This is a genomic window from Paenibacillus sp. NPDC058367 (assembly GCF_042723305.1).
In the GTDB taxonomy this organism is placed as follows: Bacteria; Bacillota; Bacilli; order Paenibacillales; family Paenibacillaceae; genus Paenibacillus_AQ.
This window is the reverse complement of record NZ_JBHXIZ010000008.1, coordinates 50,961-75,549: the sequence shown is the minus strand read 5'-3', so window position 1 is coordinate 75,549 and position 24,589 is coordinate 50,961. Positions and strand designations below refer to the sequence as shown.

General features: G+C 38.4%; 19 protein-coding genes and 1 pseudogene. All 20 read left to right on the top strand.

Going from position 1 to position 24,589, the window contains the following annotated elements:
- Window positions 1-463 precede the first annotated feature (463 nt).
- Window positions 464-2,173, top strand: coding sequence for an ATP-dependent protease LonB (lonB, locus tag ACFWMP_RS28375; protein WP_042191261.1), 1,710 nt, complete (start codon window positions 464-466; stop codon window positions 2,171-2,173).
- Window positions 2,174-2,466: 293 nt separating this feature from the next.
- The gene (gene lon, locus ACFWMP_RS28370; protein WP_379425607.1) at window positions 2,467-4,830 is read left to right on the top strand and encodes an endopeptidase La; all 2,364 of its coding nucleotides are present in this window, start codon (window positions 2,467-2,469) and stop codon (window positions 4,828-4,830) included.
- A 12-nt stretch (window positions 4,831-4,842) separates the two neighbouring features.
- Window positions 4,843-5,499 carry a ribosome biogenesis GTP-binding protein YihA/YsxC gene (gene yihA, locus ACFWMP_RS28365; RefSeq protein ID WP_042191256.1) on the top strand — a complete coding sequence of 219 codons (657 nt, stop codon included), beginning with the start codon at window positions 4,843-4,845 and terminating at the stop codon, window positions 5,497-5,499.
- Window positions 5,500-5,603: 104 nt separating this feature from the next.
- Window positions 5,604-6,386, top strand: coding sequence for a tyrosine-protein phosphatase (locus tag ACFWMP_RS28360; protein ID WP_379425604.1), 783 nt, complete (start codon window positions 5,604-5,606; stop codon window positions 6,384-6,386).
- 136 nt (window positions 6,387-6,522) lie between these two features.
- Window positions 6,523-8,550: an S-layer homology domain-containing protein gene (locus ACFWMP_RS28355; RefSeq protein ID WP_379425602.1), complete on the top strand. Its 2,028-nt coding sequence runs from the start codon at window positions 6,523-6,525 to the stop codon at window positions 8,548-8,550.
- 125 nt (window positions 8,551-8,675) lie between these two features.
- Window positions 8,676-9,455, top strand: a complete 780-nt coding sequence (locus ACFWMP_RS28350; RefSeq protein ID WP_379425600.1) for a YveK family protein — start codon at window positions 8,676-8,678, stop codon at window positions 9,453-9,455.
- Window positions 9,436-10,122 carry a CpsD/CapB family tyrosine-protein kinase gene (locus tag ACFWMP_RS28345; RefSeq protein WP_379425598.1) on the top strand — a complete coding sequence of 229 codons (687 nt, stop codon included), beginning with the start codon at window positions 9,436-9,438 and terminating at the stop codon, window positions 10,120-10,122. Before ACFWMP_RS28350 ends, ACFWMP_RS28345 begins: the two co-directional genes overlap by 20 nt.
- Before the next feature lie 41 nt (window positions 10,123-10,163).
- Window positions 10,164-11,996 (top strand): polysaccharide biosynthesis protein, encoded by a 1,833-nt coding sequence (locus ACFWMP_RS28340; RefSeq protein ID WP_379425596.1) that lies wholly within the window; start codon window positions 10,164-10,166, stop codon window positions 11,994-11,996.
- A 25-nt stretch (window positions 11,997-12,021) separates the two neighbouring features.
- Complete coding sequence (locus ACFWMP_RS28335; protein WP_379425594.1) at window positions 12,022-12,702, top strand: hypothetical protein; 681 nt, start codon at window positions 12,022-12,024, stop codon at window positions 12,700-12,702.
- A gap of 2 nt (window positions 12,703-12,704) precedes the next feature.
- Window positions 12,705-13,703, top strand: a complete 999-nt coding sequence (locus tag ACFWMP_RS28330; RefSeq protein WP_379425592.1) for a copper amine oxidase N-terminal domain-containing protein — start codon at window positions 12,705-12,707, stop codon at window positions 13,701-13,703.
- Window positions 13,704-13,792: 89 nt separating this feature from the next.
- Entirely contained in the window at window positions 13,793-14,422 is a 630-nt protein-coding gene (locus ACFWMP_RS28325; RefSeq protein WP_379425590.1) for a sugar transferase, read from the top strand.
- Window positions 14,419-15,339 (top strand): glycosyltransferase family 2 protein, encoded by a 921-nt coding sequence (locus ACFWMP_RS28320; protein WP_379425588.1) that lies wholly within the window; start codon window positions 14,419-14,421, stop codon window positions 15,337-15,339. The genes ACFWMP_RS28325 and ACFWMP_RS28320 overlap by 4 nt, the downstream gene beginning before the upstream one ends.
- Before the next feature lie 39 nt (window positions 15,340-15,378).
- Entirely contained in the window at window positions 15,379-16,161 is a 783-nt protein-coding gene (locus ACFWMP_RS28315) for a glycosyltransferase family A protein (RefSeq protein WP_379425586.1), read from the top strand.
- Between the two features lie 105 nt (window positions 16,162-16,266).
- Window positions 16,267-17,562, top strand: a complete 1,296-nt coding sequence (locus ACFWMP_RS28310; protein WP_379425584.1) for a hypothetical protein — start codon at window positions 16,267-16,269, stop codon at window positions 17,560-17,562.
- Window positions 17,563-17,572: 10 nt separating this feature from the next.
- A complete protein-coding gene (locus tag ACFWMP_RS28305) occupies window positions 17,573-18,718 on the top strand; it encodes a glycosyltransferase family protein (RefSeq protein WP_379425582.1) in 1,146 nt (381 codons plus the stop codon).
- Between the two features lie 10 nt (window positions 18,719-18,728).
- Entirely contained in the window at window positions 18,729-19,913 is a 1,185-nt protein-coding gene (locus ACFWMP_RS28300; RefSeq protein ID WP_379425580.1) for a glycosyltransferase, read from the top strand.
- Between the two features lie 356 nt (window positions 19,914-20,269).
- The gene (locus ACFWMP_RS28295) at window positions 20,270-21,811 is read left to right on the top strand and encodes a lipopolysaccharide biosynthesis protein (RefSeq protein WP_379425578.1); all 1,542 of its coding nucleotides are present in this window, start codon (window positions 20,270-20,272) and stop codon (window positions 21,809-21,811) included.
- 38 nt (window positions 21,812-21,849) lie between these two features.
- The gene (locus tag ACFWMP_RS28290) at window positions 21,850-23,076 is read left to right on the top strand and encodes a nucleotide sugar dehydrogenase (RefSeq protein ID WP_379425576.1); all 1,227 of its coding nucleotides are present in this window, start codon (window positions 21,850-21,852) and stop codon (window positions 23,074-23,076) included.
- A 242-nt stretch (window positions 23,077-23,318) separates the two neighbouring features.
- Window positions 23,319-23,960, top strand: a complete 642-nt coding sequence (locus ACFWMP_RS28285) for a YdcF family protein (RefSeq protein WP_379425574.1) — start codon at window positions 23,319-23,321, stop codon at window positions 23,958-23,960.
- A gap of 243 nt (window positions 23,961-24,203) precedes the next feature.
- A pseudogene (locus ACFWMP_RS28280) lies at window positions 24,204-24,314 on the top strand (IS30 family transposase); the annotation flags it as partial.
- Window positions 24,315-24,589: the final 275 nt, after the last annotated feature.

Genomic DNA, 24,589 nt, shown 5'->3' with positions numbered 1-24,589 from the left:
TGATAATCAGGGAGGAATTCCCTAATTATCAGCCTAGAGTCCATAAACAACATATAATCAGGGAGGAATTCCCTAATTATCCGCTTAGAGATCATAAACAACGAATAATCAAGTGGATTTTCCCGGATTATCGCTTGAAGACCATCTTAAGCTTCTTCCATAGATGACTTAACGCCATTGAGCAGCACAGTCGACAGAACTAGGTGCCTACTGAACGTGAATGTAGCACCAAGTTCTATGACTGTTCATACTCATCTTCCGCTAGAGGGGGTGGTGAAGAATCTGAGGTGTCTCTAGCACTCCTTAGAACTTTCAACCCCCCATTTATAAATTCCTGCTACTTGTCCTACACCAACAATTCAACAAATCCTCAATTGTGCGTTTACTAATTACCGAAACGGCTATACTACCTAATAGTAGCCAAAGGTGGAAAGGTAGACTGAACGAAACAGGAGGATGACCTATGGAATTAAGTATAGTTGTGATGATCGTGCAGCTCTTTTTCGCGCTGGTTATCGGCGTATACTTTTGGAATCTGCTGCGGGGTCAGAAGACAAACAAGACGGCGGTAGACCGAGAGTCGCGTAAGGAACTGGATAAACTACGGAAAATGCGTATGATTTCACTAACCAAACCATTGTCGGAGAAAACTAGGCCGGCTTCTATTGGAGATATTGTTGGGCAAAAAGATGGGCTCCGCGCCCTGAAGGCCGCACTATGTAGTGCTAATCCGCAGCATGTGATTATTTATGGTCCGCCAGGAGTCGGCAAGACTGCAGCGGCGCGCGTGGTCATGGAAGAGGCGAAAAAAAATGTCCTTTCCCCTTTTAAAAGTGACGCCAAATTCACTGAAATTGATGCGACGACCGCTCGTTTTGATGAGCGTGGTATTGCCGACCCGTTAATCGGATCGGTGCATGATCCTATTTATCAGGGCGCCGGAGCCATGGGCGTGGCAGGTGTGCCGCAGCCAAAGCCAGGAGCGGTGACGAAGGCGCATGGCGGGATTCTTTTTTTGGATGAGATCGGTGAGCTTCACCCCATTCAGATGAATAAGCTGCTAAAGGTGCTGGAGGACCGGAAGGTTCTGCTAGAGAGCGCGTATTATAATTCGGAGGACAATAATACTCCGGCTTATATTCATGATATTTTTCAAAATGGCTTACCCGCTGATTTCCGGTTAGTAGGAGCTACTACGCGTTCCCCGGATGAGATTTCTCCCGCGCTGCGTTCACGCTGCATGGAGATTTATTTCCGTCCGCTATTGCCGGATGAGATTGCGGTCATCGCGCGTGACGCGATACAGAAGATCGGACTGAAGCCAAGCCCTGAAGCAGTCACTGTTGTGCAGCAATATGCAACAAATGGCCGGGAGGCAGTCAATATGATTCAGCTCGCAGCTGGATTAGCACTAACGGAGCAGAGAGATACGCTAAGTGCTGCTGATGTAGAATGGGTAGCAGGCAGTAGCCAGCTGCCACTTCGAACAGAGCGCAAGATTCCTTCGGCGCCGCAGATTGGATTGGTTAACGGACTTGCAGTGTATGGACCGGGAATGGGCACCTTGCTCGAGATCGAAGTATCCGCAGCACCTGCGCAGAACGGTCAAGGTAGATTGAACGTAACCGGAGTAGTAGATGAGGAAGAGATCGGTGGAGGTTCTCGCACGATTCGGAGAAAGAGCATGGCTAAAGGCTCCGTTGAGAACGTATTGACCGTACTGCGTACTATGAATCTGGAACCAGACCGTTATGATCTGCATGTGAACTTTCCAGGTGGAACACCCATTGACGGACCCTCAGCAGGGGTTGCGATGGCAGTTGCTATCGTCTCCGCCATTCGTGGTCTTCCAGTGGATAATACCGTAGCGATCACTGGTGAGATAGGTATTCATGGGCGTGTGAAGCCTGTTGGTGGTGTAATTGCGAAGGTGGAGGCTGCTTTTCAGGCAGGAGCTACTACGGTGCTTATTCCAAAAGAAAACTGGCAGTCCCTATTCGCTGACCTCGCCCCACTACGCGTCATTCCAATGGAAACGGTGGAAGAAGTATTCCGTCATCTGTTTGGCGCCGATACAGCAGATGTAAGGCTACCAGCAGTAGCTGGAGAGTTATTCTCAGCAGCACCTTCACTCCTGAAGGCCGATGCCGCTGGCGAATCTGCAAAGGGCTGAGCTTAAATTATTACCTAAAATGTAAGCTAGGGTGTGTTATGGTTTCGATAAGTAAATCGTGACTTGCCACTGTAAAATAAAGGGAGCGGCAGGCGTGTCTGCTGCTTCCTTTTTTAAAGTATAGATTCACACTTTCCATAATCCTTACATTTCTTTGAGAAACGTTGCCGTTTTTTAAGGATAATAAGGTTGTTTATTCTTAAATTGCAAGTACTTTGTTGGTGTTTTGGGGCTGCTTTTGTTAGAATGAATTCATATGAGATTAATTGAGAGCCATGGGAGGTGCGAAAGCGATGATGACAAATAAAACAAAAGGTCGTCGTTTTCCTTTATTACCGCTAAGAGGTCTTCTTGTGTACCCAAGCATGGTTCTTCACTTGGATGTGGGCCGTGAGAAGTCAGTTCGGGCACTAGAAAAAGCTATGGTTGAAGATAATTTAATTCTTCTGTGTTCACAGTCGGAAGTGAATATTGAAGAGCCTGGTCAGGACGATATTTTTCGGGTCGGTACTGTCGCGAATGTGCGGCAAATGCTGAAGCTGCCAAACGGTACGATTCGTGTACTGGTTGAGGGTGTAGAACGAGCCGAAATTATTAATTATATCGATAATGATGAGTATTATGAGGTTATGGCGCGCGAGCTACCAGAAGAGGAAGATGGCGATCAAGAGTGTGACGCGCTGATGCGTACAGTACTTAATCAGTTCGAACACTATATAACGTTATCCAAAAAAGTGACACCAGAGACACTGGCTGCTGTATCCGATATTGAGGAGCCGGGTCGTCTTGCGGATGTCATTACGAGTCATTTATCGCTAAAGATTAAGGATAAGCAAGAAATTCTAGAGACGATTGATGTTAGTAAACGGCTAGAGAAGCTTCTTGATATTCTTAATAATGAGCGTGAAGTGCTGGAGCTTGAACGCAAGATTAATCAACGTGTGAAGAAGCAGATGGAGAAGACGCAGAAGGAATATTATTTGCGCGAGCAAATGAAAGCGATCCAGAAAGAACTCGGCGAGAAGGAAGGTCGGGTGGGAGAAGCGGAAGAGCTGCGGAATCTCATGGAAGAGAAGAATTTGCCGGAACGCGTGAAAGAGAAGATGGAGAAGGAAATCGATCGTCTGGAAAAAATGCCAGTGAGCTCAGCGGAAGGTGGCGTAATTCGCAATTATGTGGATTGGCTGCTGGGTCTTCCTTGGAATGAACAGACAGAAGATGACCTCGACATTAAGAAGGCAGAACAAGTACTCGATGAGGACCACTACGGTTTGGAAAAACCAAAGGAGCGGGTATTGGAATATTTAGCCGTTCAGCAACTGGTGAAGAAGCTAAAAGGTCCGATCCTATGTCTTGTGGGGCCTCCAGGTGTGGGCAAAACCTCACTGGCTCGTTCCATCGCCCGTTCACTCAATCGTAAGTTCGTGCGCATTTCGCTTGGCGGTGTGCGTGATGAGGCTGAGATCCGTGGTCATCGCCGGACTTATGTGGGTGCGATGCCAGGCCGAATCATTCAAGGGATGAAGACGGCAGGAACGATTAATCCAGTTATCTTGCTAGATGAAATTGATAAAATGGCTGCAGATTTCCGTGGCGATCCATCCTCCGCATTGCTTGAGGTATTGGACCCAGAACAGAATAATACGTTCAGTGACCATTTCGTAGAGTTGCCGTTTGATTTATCGAACGTTATGTTTGTTACAACAGCGAATGTAGTGCATAACATTCCGCGTCCGTTACTTGATCGGATGGAAATGTTATTCATTCCGGGTTACACGGAACTGGAGAAATTGCAGATCGGTAGCCGTTATCTTTTGCCGAAGCAGAAGAAGAACCATGGTCTTGCAGAAGATCAACTGATCATCGAAGACGACAGTTTACTACGTATCGTGCGTGAATATACTCGTGAATCCGGTGTGCGTAATTTGGAACAGCAGATTGCAGCGTTATGCCGCAAAGCTGCGAAACAGATTGTGTCCAAGGAAAAAGAAAGTGTAGTCATTCTGCCAGATGACATCAAGGATTACTTAGGTGCATCGAAATACCGTTACGGTATGGCGGAGCTTGAAGATCAGATTGGCACAGTAACTGGACTGGCCTGGACTGAGGTTGGTGGCGATACGCTGCTGATCGAAGTGACTGTCGTGCAGGGAACGGGCAAGCTGACACTTACTGGACAACTGGGCGATGTAATGAAGGAGTCGGCGCAGGCCGCTTTCAGTTATACACGTTCGAAGGCGGAGGAGCTGGGACTCCAGCCCGATTTTTATGAGAAGATTGATATTCATATCCACATTCCTGAAGGTGCAATTCCGAAGGATGGCCCGTCTGCAGGGATTACGATTGCTACCGCATTGATTTCCGCACTTACGAAGCGTTATGTTTCGAAGGACGTGGCCATGACCGGTGAGATCACCCTGCGCGGACGTGTATTGCCGATCGGTGGACTGAAAGAGAAGTCTTTAGCTGCACACCGTGCTGGATATAAAAAGATTCTTCTTCCCAAAGAGAATGAACGTGATCTGAAAGAAATTCCAGAGAGCGTACGTAATGATGTGGAGTTCATACCAGTATCTAACATGGATCAGGTCTTGCATCATGCGTTAGTTGAGCATCATAATGAAATTAGCAGTGAGCCACCGAGTAGTGTGCATTAGAAAGGAAGTCCTATGAAAGTTAATATTGCCGAATTTATAATCAGTGCCGTTGGCCCTGATCAATACCCTGATGATGCTTTGCCAGAGGTTGCTCTGGCAGGGCGCTCCAATGTAGGGAAGTCATCCCTCATTAACCGAATGATTAACCGCAAGAATCTGGCTCGGACAAGCTCCACTCCAGGTAAGACCCAGCATATGAACTATTACCGTATCAATGAAGACAGCATGTATTTTGTTGACTTTCCAGGTTACGGATATGCAAAAGTGTCGAAGACGCAACGTGCAACATGGGGCAAGATGGTGGAAAAATATCTATCTGAGCGCGATACGTTGAAGCTTGTTCTGCTCATCGTGGATCTGCGTCATCCGCCGACCAGCAATGATAAGATGATGTTCGACTGGTTGAAGCATTATGATCTTCCTATGTGTGTAGTAGCGACTAAGGCGGATAAGATTCCGAAGACTCGCTGGCAAAAGCATATCAAGATCATGAAGCAGGAGCTTGGCGTGCTGCCAGGGGATAATTTCATTCCATTCTCTTCAGAGATTGGCCTTGGTAAAGAAGAACTTTGGGGATTGATTGATGGGTATGTTCTCTCCTCTCCAGATTCTGAAGATGCTGAAATAGATGGAAATGAACCTCAGCAAGAGGAACCTACTGAAGCATAAGACAAGAATTCATTTACAATCAAGCAACCATTCCATTTGGGAATGGTTGTATTTTTTTGTGGGTAAAACTAAATTTTCTATGTGAAGGGACCGATAGATAACATATGAAAGATATCCATTGCCACATCTTACCCTTTATGGATGACGGAGCTACTGATTGGGAATCCGCTCTCGCCATGGCGCAAGACGCCTATAGGGACGGGATTACATCCGTCATTGCCACACCACATCACGCCAACGGTCAATATATGAATAACTCTGCTAGTATAAGAGAAGCAGTGGATCTGATGAATGAGAAACTTCGTCAGCATGGCAATCCACTGCTTGTTCTTCCAGGTCAGGAAATCAGAGTGTACGGAGATTTACTGGATGATCTGGAGCGGGGGCAACTGCTAAGTCTTGCAGACTCGCGGTATATTTTGCTAGAAATGCCTTCTTCACGAGTCCCACGCAACATGGAAGAAATCTGTCACGAGTTGATCATTCAAGGGTTCGTTCCGGTCATCGCCCATCCGGAGCGTAATGCTGAAGTAGCTGTCGATCCTTCTAAGTTAGAAAGATTGATAGAGCTGGGATCACTTGGTCAGGTAACCGCACAAAGTCTTGCAGGCGTCTTCGGGAATAAACTTCAGAAGCTATCCCTGGAGTTATGTCGTAGAAATGCAGTACATGTGTTGGCCTCTGATGCACATGACAGTGTTCATCGTCCTTTTGGATTACATGCTGCTTATGTGGTTTTAGAGAAACAATTAGGTCCTGAGGTGCGCGACTATATGCGCGAGAACTCTCAGCAAATTGTGGCAAATGGAGAGGTTATTCGTGGTAATCACGTACAAAAAAGGGGGAATCGACACAAATTGTTTGGGATTTTTTCCCGAAAGGGCTGACTAATCTACCTAATAGTGGTAGAATGGGTTTTATTGGGTGAATCGTTGAAATACGTAATAGTGTAGACATAAGGTGAAATAGTATAGGACTATAGTAACAAAAGAATTTAAATACATATAAAGAGGTGGATATTTAGTGACTTTGAAAAAGAAACTAGTAGTATCAACATTGGCAGTTAGCATGGCAGCGGTTGCAGTAGCAGGACTTCCGCTTAGCAGCAAAGGATTGGCAGCGCAGTTTGGAATCGTTGGAACAGCATCCGCTGCGACTAGCGTGGATTTTGCAAGCTTGAAGGAGCGTGCAACGAAGCTTTATAGCACGCTTACTGATGCTGATAAGCAGACGCTTCGTGATTTCCGTACTGAGCTTCAAACTCTTTCACGTGAACAACTGGAAGCAGACTTTGCACCTATTTTGGCTCAACTTGAGCTCAGCGCTGAACAAAAATCTACATTGTTTGATCTCTATTTAGAAGTAGTATCGTCTATCTATACTCCGGATTTATCCGCAGTGACAGATATTCTGAAGTCCCCAAACTATGAGGCTTATCAAGCACTACTTAAGGAGATCGGTAAACAAGCTGGTGTTACAGATCTTTCCGTTGAAGAAGTTTACAGCTTCATCTTTGGTTCGAACGGTGTTGAACAGAAACTAATTAACTTGCTAAAAGGAAAATCAGAATCGGATCTGGCTGACCTTATTATTCATCCGAACAGTGAACTCGCGAATCAAGTGAAGACTATTGTTCTCGACAGCACCATTGGTACTGCCAACTATTCCTTGAGAGCGTCTCTAGCAGAACTTAAGATTACTAAAGATATGATTGCAGCAACCAAGAATAAAGTTGAATCTAGACTTACTAATGAAAAAGCAGCAGCTTTGGTTCTGGCGAAAGCTTACTATAACGCGTATCTGAAATCATCTACAACTACTGAACCTGGTACTCCGGGATCCGGTTCAGGTTCAGGTTCCGTAACAACTCCACCTGTACTAACTGTGGATCAGAAGCTGGCAGCCGCTGCTACTTATGATGTATCTAAACTGGTACAAGTAGTAGATGGTAAAGCAACTGTGAAATTGGTAGATACCGATACAATCAATGCATTGGCTAATCTTGCTGCTGCAGCTAAAGCTGCCGGTAAAGAAGGTACTGCCCTTACGCTGACATTGAATCTTGGCACGATCACTGCGCCTACTGTTGAAGTTCCGTTGTCCAAAGCTATTGTTGAAGCAGCTAAGACTAATGGCATTGCGAATATCGCAGTAACCTTTAATGGCGTAACCGTAACAATTCCAGTGAGTCAGTTCAGCACAGCAATCGCATTGACTGTAACAACTGCTAAACCAGAAGTGGTAACTTCCGTTACAAAATTGAAATTGGCTTCGGATGTATACGAGTTCGGACTCAGTGTGGATGGTGTAGCGACTAGCACATTCAAACAACCAATCACCATTAAACTTCCGCTTAAGAATACTGATGGTCTTGATAAAGAATTGCTGTCCGTAGCGAAACTTGTATACGGTAGCCTGCAATTCCAAGGTGGTGTTCTTGACGGAGAGTTCATCGTAGAACCACGTGATACTTTCTCATCCTATGCAGTGCTTGAGAATAAAGTAAACTTTACGGATATTGCTAGTGTACAAGCATGGGCTGGCAAACAAATTCAAGTCGTAGCTGCAAAAGGCGCGATTGAAGGCGTAGGCGAAGGTAAATTCGCACCGAAGAGCAATGTAACACGTGCAGAGTTCGCTAAAATGCTGATTCGTGCGCTTAACCTGGAGAATAATTCAGCTGTACAAAGCTTTAGCGATGTAAGTTCAACTGCTTGGTATGCACCTTATGTAGCAGTTGCAGCAGAAAAAGGAATCATTACTGGTCGCAGTGCGGACAAGTTCGATCCTAATGCAACTATCACACGTGCAGAGATGGCAACAATGATCGCCCGCGCAGTGAAATCTATCAATCCAGCTGCAACAACGAATGTAACGGCAATTAGCCAATTCTCCGATGCTGCTAAGATCAGCGCATCTTTGAGAGATGGCGTAGCATTCGCAGCAGATCATAACTTGGTTATCGGAAATGCTGGTAAGTTCAACCCGAACGATACAGCAACTCGTGCTGAAGCAGCAGTAATTATCTACCGTACCATTAACTTCAAGTAAGAAAATAAAAAAGTATAGTATACAGCCTCCTCTCATGTAGGTGAGAGGAGGCAATTTTTTGCCAATAGGGAAGTGCTGTAATATAGTAACGAAATATTTCAGAAATAGCTTGGAGGTAATTACACTTGTCATCACAAGAATTGGATCTTCGCGATTATTTTCAGATCGTCAGGAAGCGACTATGGCTGATTATTAGCATAGTTGTTTTGGTGTGCGGTGTTGCTGGTGTGTACAGTCTGTATATTAAGAATCCGGTGTATGAAGCATCCACTAAGATTATTGTTAACCAGACTCCGACTCAATCGGCAGCAGCGCAGCTTGATTTGAACCAGATTAATACTAATATTCAATTGATTAATACGTATAAGGAAATTATTAAGACTCCGGCCATCCTTGATATTGTTACGAGAGATTATCCGCAGTTCAATATTACTGCAGAAGAGCTGTTGAAGAAGGTTAATGTGAGCTCCGTCAATAATACGCAGGTGATGACACTTGTCGTTCGAGATAATTCGTATCAGCGAGCCGCTGAAATCGTGAATGCCATTTCACTTGTATTCAAGGATGAGATTCCTAACCTATTTAACGTGGAGAACGTATCGATTCTAAATGAGGCCAAAGTGAATCCACTTAACGAGCCAGGACCCGTAGAACCGAATGTCTTAATGAATATGGCTATAGCTTTCATCGTTTCCTTGATGATTGGTTTAGGGATTGCTTTCTTGCTGGAATACATGGACGATACGCTGAAGACTGAAGCAGATATTGAGAAATATCTTGGTCTACCAACGATAGCGATGATTACAAGATTGGGTTCAGAAGAAAGCAAACAAGGCGCAACACAGGCACAGCCGCAAACATCCAGAAAGGCGGGCGAACTTGAACATGTCACAGCTGCCAAATAAACAAAGACATCTGATTACCGTTACGAACCCTCGCTCCCCTGTATCTGAAGCGTTTCGCGCGCTACGCACGAATATTGATTTTTCCTCTGTGGATGAGACTATTCAAGTAATCATGGTAACTTCGTCCGGACCGGAGGAAGGTAAATCAACAGTTTCTGCTAATTTAGCTGCGGCTTACGCACAGGCAGATAAGAAGGTATTGTTGATTGACGGTGATTTGCGAAAACCGACAGCACATAAGACTTTTTCGCTTAGTAACCGATTTGGGCTATCTTCACTACTGTCGCAGCAGGCGGTTCTTGAGGATACTGTCCAAGATTCTGGTGTTTCCAATCTTTCCATTATGACCTCAGGACCGATTCCTCCGAACCCAGCAGAAATGATGGCTTCTAATCGGATGAGTGCTCTTTTGCAGGACTTGCGCCAGCGTTATGATGTCATTCTTATTGATACTCCACCGTTATTGGCGGTTACAGATGCGCAGATCATGGCTTCCAAGAGTGATGGTGTCATTATGGTTGTCAGCTATGGCAAGGTGAAACGCGATATTGCTGTAAAAGCGAAAGCTAACCTTGATCGTGTAGGTGCGAAAATGCTTGGCGTGGTTCTCAATAATGTAAAACGTAAAGCCAGCGAAGGTTACTATTACTACTACTATGGAAATTGATTTGTTCTTTAACAATAATGTTGTTTTTGGAGGCACTGAAAATGACAGCGAAATCTAGAGTGATTCTTTTATTCTTCATTGATCTTGCGATCATTTGGTTCAGTATTGTGACATCTTATTTGTTTCGGTACCCTAACCATGCTCTTCAGGAATACGTTGTACAGATGCTGCAATTCGGTTTGATTGCAACATTTGCATTTGGTGGAAGCCTGATATACTTCGGTCTTTACCGAAGAATGTGGCAATATGCCAGTATCGGTGAGATTATATCGGTTTCTAAAGCTATTGTAGTAGGATCTTTATTTTCATTTGCACTGGCGTATCTAATTTTGCCGGATAGAGTACCTCTTGCTATAGAAGTTCGGTCGATGGAGACTATTCTTTTATTAGTAGGAGGAGTTCGATTTTTGTGGAGAGTACTTCATAATGATCGAATCAATTACAAAGACACTAAGACCCATACACTTATTGTAGGTGCAGGCGATTGTGGAATATTAATTGCCAGGGAAATGATGGGACCTTCTTTTGCTCATACCAAGCTGGTGGGTTTCGTTGATGATAGTATCAATAAATATCATTTGTCTATATTGGGTGTGCCAGTGTTGGGCAATCGTTACGCGATTCCCGCTATTGTGAAAGAACGGGAAATTCATGAGATTATTATCGCTATGCCTTCCGTTTCACGTACTGAAATCTCTGAAATTATTAATCTTGCGAAGAAGACAGGGGCCAAGCTAAAGATTATACCGGCGCTTAACGATCTGATCGCGGGAAAAATATCAGTGAAAAAACTGCGAGATGTTAGCGTCGAAGATTTACTAGGCCGTGAGCCGATTATAGCCGATTTGAACAGCATTCTAGGTTATGTACACCACAAGACTGTATTAGTTACGGGGGCTGGTGGATCTATTGGTTCAGAGCTCTGTCGGCAGATTGCCCCATTTGGTCCCGATAAGCTAATGCTACTCGGACACGGAGAGAACAGCATTTATACGATAGAGATGGAGCTTCGAAAGAAGTATCCAGATTTGAATATTGTTACCGTGATCGCGGATGTGCAGGACCGCAGTCGGATGATGGACGTATTCAGCAGCCATAAGCCACATGTTGTCTTTCATGCGGCAGCACATAAACACGTCCCATTAATGGAGCGGAACCCTTCCGAAGCCATTAAAAATAATGTTTTCGGAACAAGGAATGTTGCGGATTGTGCAGATAAATATGGTGCGGAGAGATTTGTAATGATCTCCTCGGATAAAGCGGTTAACCCAACGAGTGTGATGGGCGCAACTAAGCGTATTGCTGAAATGTATGTGCAAAGTCTGCATACCACAAGTAGCACGAAGTTCTCAGCCGTGCGTTTTGGGAATGTGCTTGGCAGTCGTGGAAGTGTAATCCCGGCCTTTAAAGAGCAGATTGCTGCTGGTGGTCCAGTCACTGTTACTCATCCAGAAATGGTCCGTTATTTTATGACGATTCCAGAAGCCGTTCAGCTTGTAATCCAGTCGGGTTCTTTTGCCAAAGGTGGCGAAGTGTTCATTCTGGATATGGGAGAACCCGTAAAGATTCTAACGTTAGCGGAAGATTTGATTACTCTTTCTGGCTATGAACCTTATAGAGATATTGATATTCAGTTCTCCGGTATTCGTGAGGGCGAGAAGTTATATGAAGAACTGTTAACAGATGAAGAGAATTTAGGCTCTACAGATCACGGAAGAATCTTTATCGGTAGACCTAATGTGATAAGTCTGAATCAGCTAGAACTGGAATTCAAACGATTGGATCGTGTGCTTGCTGAAGAACCAGAAGTTATTCGTGAAGTGATCAATCAGATTGTACCCATGCAGCCCGTTGCCCAAGTTGCTATCAGCTAATTTATTCATAAAGGGGGATACATAAGTGTTCAACAAACGATGGAAAAAGATCCTTTTATGGACGCTGTCAGTCATTGTAGTTCTGGGTGTTGGTGGTTTGTTCGCTGCGAATTATGCGGTCGATAAGCTGATGAATTCTATGGTGGATGGTTTTGATCTGGAGTCTGAGGATCAAGTTAATAGTGGTCAAGATCAAGGGACTGCACCTGAAGATACAGTAGCAGATGATAAGGTCGAACCTGTAGCTTCTGCAACACCTGCTCCATCAACAGATGATAAGGGAAGTAATGATGCTGGAGAAACTGGAAAAGATACAACAGCTTCTACTACTAGTGAACCTACGAAAGCCCCATCAACAGATTCGAAAGATAGCTCTTCAGATGGCTATACGGCACAGGTCTCAACAGATAAAGCTAAAGAAATTCAAGATAATGTAACGATGAAGGATAAAGCAGATGTAGCTGCTATTGTGCTAGGTCAACTAAGTGTATCTGATATCAACCGTCTAAAAGATCTTGCCAAGGGTGGCCTAACGCTTGACGAGAAGCGGGAAGCACGCAGTATCATTCTCGGTAAAGTTTCTGAAGAACAATACAATGAGCTTTCACAGGTTGCCAAGAAGTATGGCGTGAGTCAAGGGAAGACACGAGATCAAATCCTTAAAGAAGAAGAGCAATTAAAAGCGAAAGAAAAGGGAAGTGAATAAGTATGTCTAAAGCAACAATACCAGTCATAGCTCTATCTTTAATAGCTTCAATAGGGTTAGCACCCTTAACGGCATCCGCTCCTATCTCAGTATCAGCAGCGGCGGTACTAAGTACAACAACTAAGACTGCAAATACTACGATTAAAGTGCAGAGCATGAACGTGAATATGATTTTTGATGGAGTGAGTATTCAACCACCAGTAGGCCAGTATGTGTTCATGTATAACAATACAACATATGTTCCAGTGCGGTTTATGTCATATGCCTTACAGAAAAGTGTAGCTTGGGATGCTAAAAACGTTAAAGTTACTGTAGCAGAGCCTAGCAGATCTGAGCTAGTTGTGATTAAAGAGTATCTGATGAACGCAACGAATAACAGCACTGCAGCGGCAACAAAGAATATCGTCCTGAATCAAGTTAATGCTAGCTATGTATTTAACGGCTCTACTAAAGCACTGCCTACGGGTCAATCTAGCTTCATCCTAAATGGCTCTTTATATGTACCTCTACGTTTTTTATCGGAATCTGTAGGTCATAACATTAGTTGGGATCAGAAGACGAAGACCATTACTGCTGCCTCTAAGGCTTATCAAGAGCAAGGTGGTACTAAGGATCCATCTCCAGGAGCGACACCAGCACCAACCGATACAACAAGTGGTGCAGCAGGAGGCGCTGCCGGAACTGGAAAGGTATCTTATGAAACCATAACTAGTGAGACGGAAGCCAAGCTTGTTGCACTTAAAGATCAAAGCCAATCAACATTAATGAGCATTGCGTTAGAGTATCTCGGAGCAAAAGATGAGGCAAGTAAGAAAAGCATTAAGGCTAAAGGTGTACAACAACTTTCAGCGTTTAGTGCCAGCTTCAATAGTATAGTAGCTGACACTGAACAAAAACTGAACAGTAACGGATATAGTACGGCAATCATTAGTCAATATAGAAGTGAATTTGAGTCACAGCTTCAGTTGGGTAAGGAGATTGCTGAGGGAATGGCTAACTAAACAAGATAAGACGATCATCTCTATGTCTCTCTGACATAGAGATGATGTACATAGATTGGAAATAGTAACTTAAAGGATCAGGTGAACTTATGAGACCTTATGTTTACGTGAAACAAACCATTGATTTTTTGTTGGCTTTAATCGGGATGATAGTGTTATGGCCGGTCTTCTTGATCATCGGGATCGCGATTAAGACAAGCTCTAAAGGTCCTATCCTGTTTAAACAAAAGCGATTAGGTAAAAATAAATCGGAATTCTATATTCTCAAATTTAGAACGATGCGAACAGATACGCCTAATGATATGCCAACTCATCTATTGAAGGATCCAGATTTCTTTATAACAAAAGTGGGCAAGTTCCTAAGAAAAACAAGCTTGGATGAACTACCGCAAATTATCAATATCCTTAAGGGTGAAATGAGTATCGTTGGACCTCGCCCTGCATTATGGAATCAGTATGATTTGATTGCGGAACGTGACAAGTACGGAGCGAATGATATTAAGCCTGGGTTGACTGGGTGGGCACAGATTAATGGTCGGGATGAGTTGGAGATTGATATTAAGGCGAAGCTTGATGGAGAGTACGTTGGTGAAATGAATATTTGGATGGATGTTAAGTGTTTTTTTGTGACTATTTTTAGTGTTATTAGACGTGAAGGTGTTGTTGAGGGCAGTCCTGAAGGATTGAGAAACAACGAGAGGGAGTTTTTATACAAATGAGGTCGTCTCAAGCCTTAGATGGAAAAATAGAAAGTGTAATGGTAACAGTTATAATAGCTACTTATCGAAGAGATGAATCATTAGAAAAGTCACTCAGATCGGTTATTGATCAAACATATAAGGCAATAGAAATTATCGTCGTAGATGATAATGGCCAAGAATATTGGAATAGTAAAGTTTTGAATATTATAAATAATTTAAATCATTTACACCCTATTATATATGTGAAAAATTTAACCAATAAGGGATCCGCAGAAACACGAAATATTGGTATTAGAATAGCTTCTGGTGAATTAATTACATTTCTTGATGATGATGATTTATATTTACCGAATAAAGTGAAAAACCAAGCAGAAAATATGATGAGAAAAAGTGCGGATTTTTGTATAACTGATATAAATTTATATGATGAAAGAAACAGACTTATTGAAAGAAGGAACAGAAAATACATAAAGAAGGTGGATCAAGACAGCTTACTTTCATACCACTTAATGTATCATATGACGGGGACAGATTCACTTATGTTTAAAAGAGATTATTTGTTGAGTATAGGTAACTTTCCTCCAATTGACGTAGGTGATGAATATTATTTAATGCAAAAAGCAATTGAAGGCGGTGGTTTATTTAGCTATTTACCTTCTTGTGATATAAAAGCGTATGTGCATTCCGTAACGGATGGTTTATCTAGTGGGGAAAGTAAGATAGAAGGAGAGAACAATTTATATAATTATAAGAAAAAATTCTTTTATAAACTGAACGCAAAGGAAATAAAATATATTAAAATGCGTCATTTTGCAGTGCTAGCATTTGCAAAATTAAGAAAGAAAGACATAGCAGGATTTTTGAAAAATGCTTTTTTTTCTTTTTTTTCTGATCCATATCAATGTACAAGGTTATTTTTTTTGAGGAAATTTTAAAAATCTAATTAAATTTATAAAAAATTGTTAAGGAGAAATATGAAAATTCAAGTATTAGTATCTACTATGAACCAATCTGACCACAGTTTAATAGAAAAAATGAATATTCAGTCCGACGCCATTATAGTTAATCAATGTAATAAAAACGAGGTTGAAGAATTTAAGTACAAAGGAAATAAAATTAAATTTTTATCTTTTGCTGAAAAAGGTGTTGGTTTAAGCAGAAACAATGCCTTGATGAGAGCATCTGCTGATATTTGTTTATTCGCAGATGATGATGTTAAGTATATTAATAACTACAATGATATAATATCTGAGGCTTTTGAGAATAATCTAGATGCTGATGTTATTGTATTTAATGTTCCTAGTACTAATTTAGAACGTCAAGAATATATAATCCCTAAATATAAACGTGTAAGATTTTATAATTGTTTACGATATGGTACTTTTCGAATTGCAATAAGGACAGAAAGTATCAGGAAAGAGAATATAAACTTTTCTCTACTATTTGGTGGTGGAGCCAAGTATAGTAGTGGCGAAGATAGCTTATTTATGATGGATTGCATCAAAAACAATCTTAAAATATATGCATGTCCAGAAATAATAGGTTCAGTTGCACATAATGAATCAACTTGGTTTAAAGGATATACGGATAAATACTTCTTTGATAAAGGTGTTTTTTTCGCAGCCCTATCAAAACGTTGGGGAAGACTATTGTGTTTATTATATGCCATGAGAAGGTATAAAGTATTTTCTCATGAAAAAACTTTAATAAAGGCTTGTTCACTGATGATAAGTGGAGTTAAAACACACTTAAAGTGATAATTAAATGTAAGAAGATGAAAATGTTTCATTTTATGTAGTTCTTCTAGAAAGTGGGTCATTATGACATTGTTTTTGTTGTTTAATATAATCACTTTAATACTCTTGAGTACTATTTTTTCAAATATAAGTATTTTAGTTGTAGGAATATTAGGACTTGCTTTAGTTGTTCTATTAACGAAAAATGAGAACCCAAAAGTTTATATGACTTTAACAGTTATCTTCAGTATATCAGTTGCATTAATGCTTATATTGTATTATGGGTATTTTAGTAAATATACTATGCCCTATTATTTAGGGGGTTCAGATGATTTATCTTTCGAACAGAGCGCAGAATATATTTTGCAACGTGGGTATAAACTACCTCATGAATTAAAAAGTGAGTCTCAATTTTATTATCATAGCGCTAAAGGTTTTCTATGGTTATTATCTTGGCTTATGAAATTTTGTAATATTTTTGGTGGGTATCATACTATTGTATATCGTATTTTAAATATTTATTTTCTTCTAGCATTGGGTATTCTTGTATTTAAGTATTTTTCAAAGCACTATTACTTTTCACAAAAACAAAATTTAGTTGTTTTATGTGTAACAACCTTATTTCCAAATGCGCAATTTATCAGTATACATGTTTTTAGGGATACTCTGAATATCTTAATTTTATTCAGTATTTTCTATATGTGGGATAATTATTTATCAAAAGTAAATGCAGCTAAAATTTCTTTAATATTATCTGTATGTATAACTATGATTTTAAGTTATGTTTCTTTTTGGATTAGAACCCAAAATCTAATTTTTATTATTGTAATAATTTTATTGAGTTTATTTTTAAAGCATAGATCGCTTACAAAGAAAACTGTTTGGTTATATTCACTTGGTTTAATAATCATACTTTTAGCATTTAGTTATCTTGACGTTTTTAATGAAATCACAAAATTTAATGAGTATTACACAGACTATTTATTAACAACTAATGATGGAATATCACAAAAGGTTTTTGCTATGAATTTGATACCTTATGGAATATTTGTGAGAATTATTTTTGGGTTAATTTCTCCTTTACCTGTAGCTATTTTGAAATTGAAGGATATGTTTATTGATATTGATACTTTTTTTAAGGTGTTAGTGTCAATTGGTAGTATTGCTCAAATATATTTATTACCATATCTAATTTCAAACTTAAAGCGAATTGACAAGGTAGTTATTATGTATTTAACATTTTTATTTGCAACTGTAATAACAACATTTACATTTCGTCACTTTATAATGCTTTACCCTTTTATGTTTATATTGATTTTCAGACAATTTTTCGAATCAACAAAGCAAACTAAAATATTATTATTTATCAGTATGACGATGACACTAGCTTTGACAGCATGTATTTATATATTAGTAAAGTAGGTGATAATGTATGAAAGTTCTTTTAGTAAGGCTCTCTCCCATTGAATCTAGAGATTCTGCGAACATTAGAACTCTAGGACTTGTCAAAGGATTACTGGAATCAAATTGTATAATCGATTACTTAACTATCCCACCAAGTAATTCTCATACAACAATGCCAGATAAAGAATTTATGAAGGATATTAATGTAATTAAAACTCAAAGTAATGAGTTGTATAACTCTGTAATTAGTAACAGTAGAGGAATTAAGAAGAAATTAGTAGGTTTTATGAGAAAAGTCTATCATTCATTCAATTTGTATGATTATACATATTCAATTGCAAATAGTATAAATATAGATATCTTAAATAAAGTTGAATATGATCTTGTTATTTCATCTTCTGATCCAAAAACCTCTCATATTGTGGTGAAACACTTAATTAAACAAGGTTTGATTTATAAAAAATGGATTCAATATTGGGGTGACCCTATGGCATTAGATATTACTCGCAAGTCACTTTATCCAAATTGGTTCGTTTCAAATATTGAAAAAAAAATACTGTCTTCAGCTGATAGTATTGTTTATGTTTCTCCATTTACTTTAAAGCAACAGACCATGCTTTTTCCTGAATTATCTAATAAAATGCATTTCATACCAATACCGTATATCGATGAGAAAATATATGATGAGACACAAAATGATATATATACAGTTGGTTACTTTGGAGCATATGAGAGTACTGTGAGAGACATTATACCATTATATAACGCTGGTATAGAAATGAAGAATATGATCAATATAAATATTATTGGAAATACGGATCTAGATTTAAAGGAAACTGAAAATATTAAGTTACATCCTCGGGGAGATATCTCTGAGTTTGAAAGTAGGGCTGATTTACTGGTGTGTATTCTTAACAAAAAAGGTGCTCAAATACCAGGAAAAATATATCATAGTGCTGCTACTAATAAACCAATATTGGTAGTTTTAGATGGTGAAGAAGTTGAAGAAATGAAGCGTTATCTTGATGGTTTTAGTCGATTTATACTATGTGAAAATAACAAGGAGAGTATAATAGCTGCAATACAAAATATTATCTCTGAAAATAAAAAATACAAGCCAGCAAGACAATTTGCTTCAAAAGAAATAGCTCTTAATTTTCTTGATTTAATATAGGGTGGATGATATGAAACTATTAATTGTGAACTCTCATTTAGAAACAGGCGGTATACGGCAATCTTTGTTGAATTTAATAAGCAATATCAGTGATTTAGATATAGATATAGATTTACAGTTATTGAAGTATGATCCAAGCGCATTAAAAGACGAAAGTTTAAAGACGGTCTCTTTATGTCCTCCTATTAGAGTTTTAAATGCGTATAATACACCATTCACTAAACAGAATAATAATATGGATAGAATTATTAAGTCTTTTTTTTGGATGATATCTAAAGTATTTGGTAAAAGGTTCACTATGGGAATGTTAATGAAATTTGTTCCAAAGTCGAAAAAATATGATATTGCAATCTCATTTTCAAATGATATATGGGCTGCTCATGTAGGTGGATTTAATGGAGGATGTAACGATTATGTATTAAAGAGAGTCGATGCAAATAAAAAAATCGGCTGGGTTCATAACGATCCACATCGGTTAGGGTTTACTAAACAAATATGTACAGACACATATAAAGAATTTCAGTTGATTGTGAATGTAAGCAATGCATGTAAGGATATGTTTGATTTTATTATACCTGAATATACGCAAAAGTCTAAGGTTGTATATAATATGTTGGATATTGATCGAATCTCTATGTTATCTCAAAATGGTAATCCTTTTGATAAATCTAACTTTCATATAGTAACAGTTGCGAGATTAGATAATCAACAAAAATGCATTGATAGAATCATATACTGCTGTGAGAAATTAAAAAAAGAAGGGTTTAAAAATTTTAAATGGCATATTATTGGAGATGGCCCGGATAAAGACTTACTGAACACTCTATCAAAAGAAAGAGGTACTCAGGATGTTATTATATTTGAAGGACAAAAGGATAATCCCTTCCCATATATGAAATATGCAGATGTGTTTGTTCTTGTTTCAGATTATGAAGCATTTGGTATGGTTGTAATGGAGTCACTTTCGTTAGGGACACCTGTTATTTGCACTAATTATCCCGCCTCACAAGAGCTAATAGTTAAGGAGGGGAATGGTATTATAACAGATATTTCTGTAGAAGGAATATTCTCTGCTGTTAGTAGAGTAATAAAGAATCCTGAAATTTTAAAAAAAATGAGAGACTATATTTCTATGAATTCAATCAATAATGAAATAAGTTTAAAGCAATTTAAAGAAGTTATAAGTGGAGAGTAAGAAGACGAAGACAATCTACTATAGTTACTGCTGGCTCACTACGAGACAGGCAGTAAAGGTGAAAGGTTGAAAATTTAATAGATTATATTAACTGAAGAATTCGTAGGATTAACAAATTAATTTGTATGAAGCAAATAATGAGTACCTAAAGATGTCTTGTTGTTAACAAGACTAATTGAAGACTCCTTCATTTAAGAATTAGTACAGTCCAATACTATAAATAGAGAGGGTGAATTTATTAAGTAGAACAAATTTTGAAACCAATATTACTTTAATTAAAATAGAAATATGTTATGCCGATAAAACAATTCAAACTAACACCTCAATAGATCTTAGTAGGATACTGGAGGAAGGTAATGCAATCTAGGACAACTAATTCTATAAGAAACTCATTAATCGCCTTTTTAGCACAAATATTAAGTATTCTTTTTAGCTTTATAACAAGGACTGTGTTCATTAAGACACTCGGAGCAAGTTATTTAGGGGTAAATGGATTATTTTCTAATATTTTATCGATGCTATCTTTTGCTGAACTAGGTATAGGAACAGCAATAATATATGCAATGTATAAGCCGTTGGCTGATGGTGATGAAAAAAAAATTAGTGCTTTAATGAATTTATATGCCAAAGCCTATAAATGTATAGGTATTTCTACAGCGGTTATTGGAGTGTGCTTAGTTCCATTTTTAGATATCTTAATAAAAGATAAACCAGATATCCCTAATTTAACTTTAATTTATTTACTATTCTTAGGTAATTCATCAATTAGTTATTTTTTTTCTTATAAGCGATCTATAATTATCGCAAGTCAAAGAGGTTATTTGAACACCTTGAATCAAATAACTTTTTCAATAATACAAAATATTTGTCAAATTCTCATTTTAATCTACTTTAAGCAATATTTGTTGTATCTAATTGTACAGATTATTTGCACAATCTGTTCAAATATTTCGATATCATTGAAAGTTAATAAAATATTTCCTTATTTAAGAAAATATTCAGGTGAAAAATTAGATAAGGTTAGCCAAAGAAAGATAGGAAAGAATATTTTGGCAATGATGTCTAGCAAAATAGGCTCTATCGTTGTTAGTGGTACTGATAATCTTTTGATTTCAGCTTTTGTAGGACTTCATTGGGTAGGTCTTTTCTCAAACTATGTATTAATAGAAACGACTATAAAGAGTATAATAATGCAAGTTACTAATGCGATAACAGCAAGTATTGGGAATTTAACCGCTACTGAAAGTGATGAAAAATCATACGATATTTTTAAAAATCTGTTTTTTATTAACTTCGTAATCACAACATTTTGCGCAATATTTTTAATTGTACTTTTTAATCCTCTTATCTCCCTATGGATAGGGGAAAAGTACCTTTTGAATGAAGGGATCATTAGTCTAATAGTATTGAACTTTTTTATTATCCAAATGAGACAGCCGAGTCTTGTTTTTATAAATACATATGGCTTGTTTTGGGAGATTAAATGGAAATCGTTACTGGAGGCTGGAATAAATTTAATATTGTCTTTAGTATTTCTTACAGTTTTTGACTTAGGTATATCTGGAGTACTATTAGGTACTATTAGCAGTAATTTATTAACAAATGTTTGGTGGGAACCATATGTAATATTCAAATATGGTTTTAAGAAGAAACCTAAAAAGTATTACTCACTATATGTTAAGTATGTAATAATTGCTTTATTTCCTATGGGATCTACACTTTATTTGGCAAATACAGTTGTATATTCTGGATTGATAGGCATCTTGGTGAAATCCTTAATATGCCTGATTGTCCCAAGTGTAATACTATTTCTAGTTTTCTATAGGTCTCGTGAATTTAAGTATTTTATGATTATACTTAAAAAAGTAATTTATAGTACAAAGAGAATAAAGAGATAGATTAAAGCTCAAATTATAAAAAAAGGATGGTATTAGACATGTCAGCAATTAATATAGTTGGGCTGGGCTATATAGGATTACCTACGGCATTAATGTTTGCATCACATGGTGTTAAAGTAGTCGGAACAGATAGTAAATCTAGTGTAATTTCAAGCCTGAAAGATGGTAAGATTACTTTTGAAGAAAAAGGATTAGATGACCTATTTGCTAGAGCAATTGAAATGGGAATTATTTTCAGTACTGAATATATTTCAACTGATACATATATTGTTGCTGTACCAACTCCTTACAACAAAAAAAACAAAAAAATCGATCCGAGTTATGTAATAAAAGCGCTAGAAAATATAATGGAGGTATGCCCTCAAGGGGCTACAATTGTTATTGAATCTACTATAGCACCTGGGACCATGGATAAGTTTATCCGACCTGTTTTTGAAGCTAAGGGTTTTATTATTGGAACTCATATTCATTTAGTTCATGCACCCGAGCGAATTATTCCTGGAAATATGGTTTACGAATTAAAGCATAATTCCCGTACTATAGGGGCTGATAATAAATCAGTTGGAGAGAAAATCAAGAAATTGTACAACTCATTCTGCACAGGAAATATTGTTGTGACAGATATCAGAACAGCAGAAATGACGAAAGTGGTAGAAAATACATATAGAGACATAAATATTGCATTTGCTAATGAGCTGCTTAAAATCTGTCGCTCTGATGATATGAATGTTTATGAAATTATACGAATTGCGAATATGCACCCTCGGGTTAATGTACTCCAACCTGGTCCTGGTGTTGGTGGACATTGCATTTCAGTTGATCCTTGGTTTTTAGTAGGGGACTATCCTGGATTGGCAAATATTATCTTATCTGCGAGAAAAATTAATGATTCTATGCCTGAGTTTGTACTAGAGAGAGTTAACAATATTATGAGAGAAAAGGAGATGCACGATTTAACAAGAGTAGGGCTGTATGGTTTGACATATAAAGAAAATGTGGACGACTTTAGAGAAAGCCCTACTTTACAGCTAATAGAGGCTATGGAAAGACATTTAGCCCCTACTTTGAAAACCTACGATCCATATATAAAAGATAACATTATTAGAAATCAGTATCACGACTTTGATGAATTTCTAAATGATATAGATTTTGTGATTATTATGGTTTCCCATGATGAGATTAAAGAAAATATGAGTAAGTTAATTGGTAAGACTATACTAGATACTAGAAATATATGTAGTCTTGATGGGGTTTATAGATTATAGAATTACTACGTTTCATAGAAATTGAAATGAGGTCATTGGAATATTTATCAAAGTGTTCTTAGGTTGTTTGTAACGAGATTTGAATTAGATCATTCTAATAATTATGAACGCTAAAATAATGTTTTTTTAATCGAAGCTGTATACACAGCAGATAGTTTTAAAGTTTGAAATGTTATTAAATCTAAAGAGGTCAGTTAATTTTCATATATTTAAAGAAAGTTTTTTTGGAGGACAAATATCTTATGATCAAATCAACTTTACAAAAAAAATCCAGACAACGAAAAGTGAAGTTGATTGTTACTATTTTATTACTAATAGTAATTATATGTTTACTTGAATCAGGACGCTTTCTTGTTATTTCCCAGTCCCCAAAGCAAGTCGATGTTATTATAGTACTTAGCGGAGGACCTGGGCGCATCGAAAGAGCTACTGAACTGTATAACGATGGTTACACAATGAATATGATTCTATCTAACTCTGAGGAAAATATCAGCGCTTCTGGAAATATGTTTCAGACTGCGATTTCTTTGGGAATTCCCAAAGAAATTATAACAGTTGAAAACATTGCCCAAAGTACTTACCAAAACGCAGAATTCACTCTTACTATTATGAAAGAAAAATCCTTTAGATCTGCTATTGTTGTTTCTTCTGATTTTCATATGCGGCGTGTGAAAATTCTCTTCGATTCGATTTATAGAGATACAGGAATTAAACTTACCTATGTAAGTGCGAACTCAGGATACAACGCTAAGCGCTGGTGGAGTGACCATTACAGCCGGGAAACGACTTTTAATGAGTATACTAAAATGATAGGTAATGCCCTTGGATATTATGGGCCTGAAGCTAAAGAAATCCTAGATAGGATCAAGAGATGGTTTCGTTGAAGAAGAATTGTAACCGATATTGATTGGTAGTTGTCAACCAACTAAGACAAATTTGGAGGAAGTGGCATTCTTAAATTAATGTGGATTAATTTTTAATATAAAAGAGTTGTATTCGGAAATTTAATAGGGCGAACGTTTGTATGCTTTAAGACGATCTAGAGATGGCTCTTTGCGGGTCTTCTTGTAGCTGGAGAATTAAACACCTACGGCACAAATGGAAACATGTGGGCGGTTTCGTTGGCCCCCCTCAGTCAGCGCCCTAAAGAGATTCGTAAACGGGAATTGTTTGGTCATAGGGAGCTCGATACTGTGGTTTCTAGTCGCGGTATGAGTAAGGCTTGTGCGGCTACTTTTATCTGATGATGAAGATCGAATGTGGGTTAAAGTTTTGTTTAAGCGTCGCAGACTTAAAAAAAGATGGAATCCAGTATATAGTTTTATCTGCTCACAATTTTCCAAGGTGAACCTTATGAATAAAGTCAATTTAGTCTGTAAATCTTGTGTTAGCACTACATTCACTAAAGGTGAAATAAACAGTGGATATGCTAACGTCATGCCGATTGGTAAATATTTCTCCTTTTTCTCATCACTTATATTTATATTTTGTAAAAGATGCGGAGAAGTAGCTT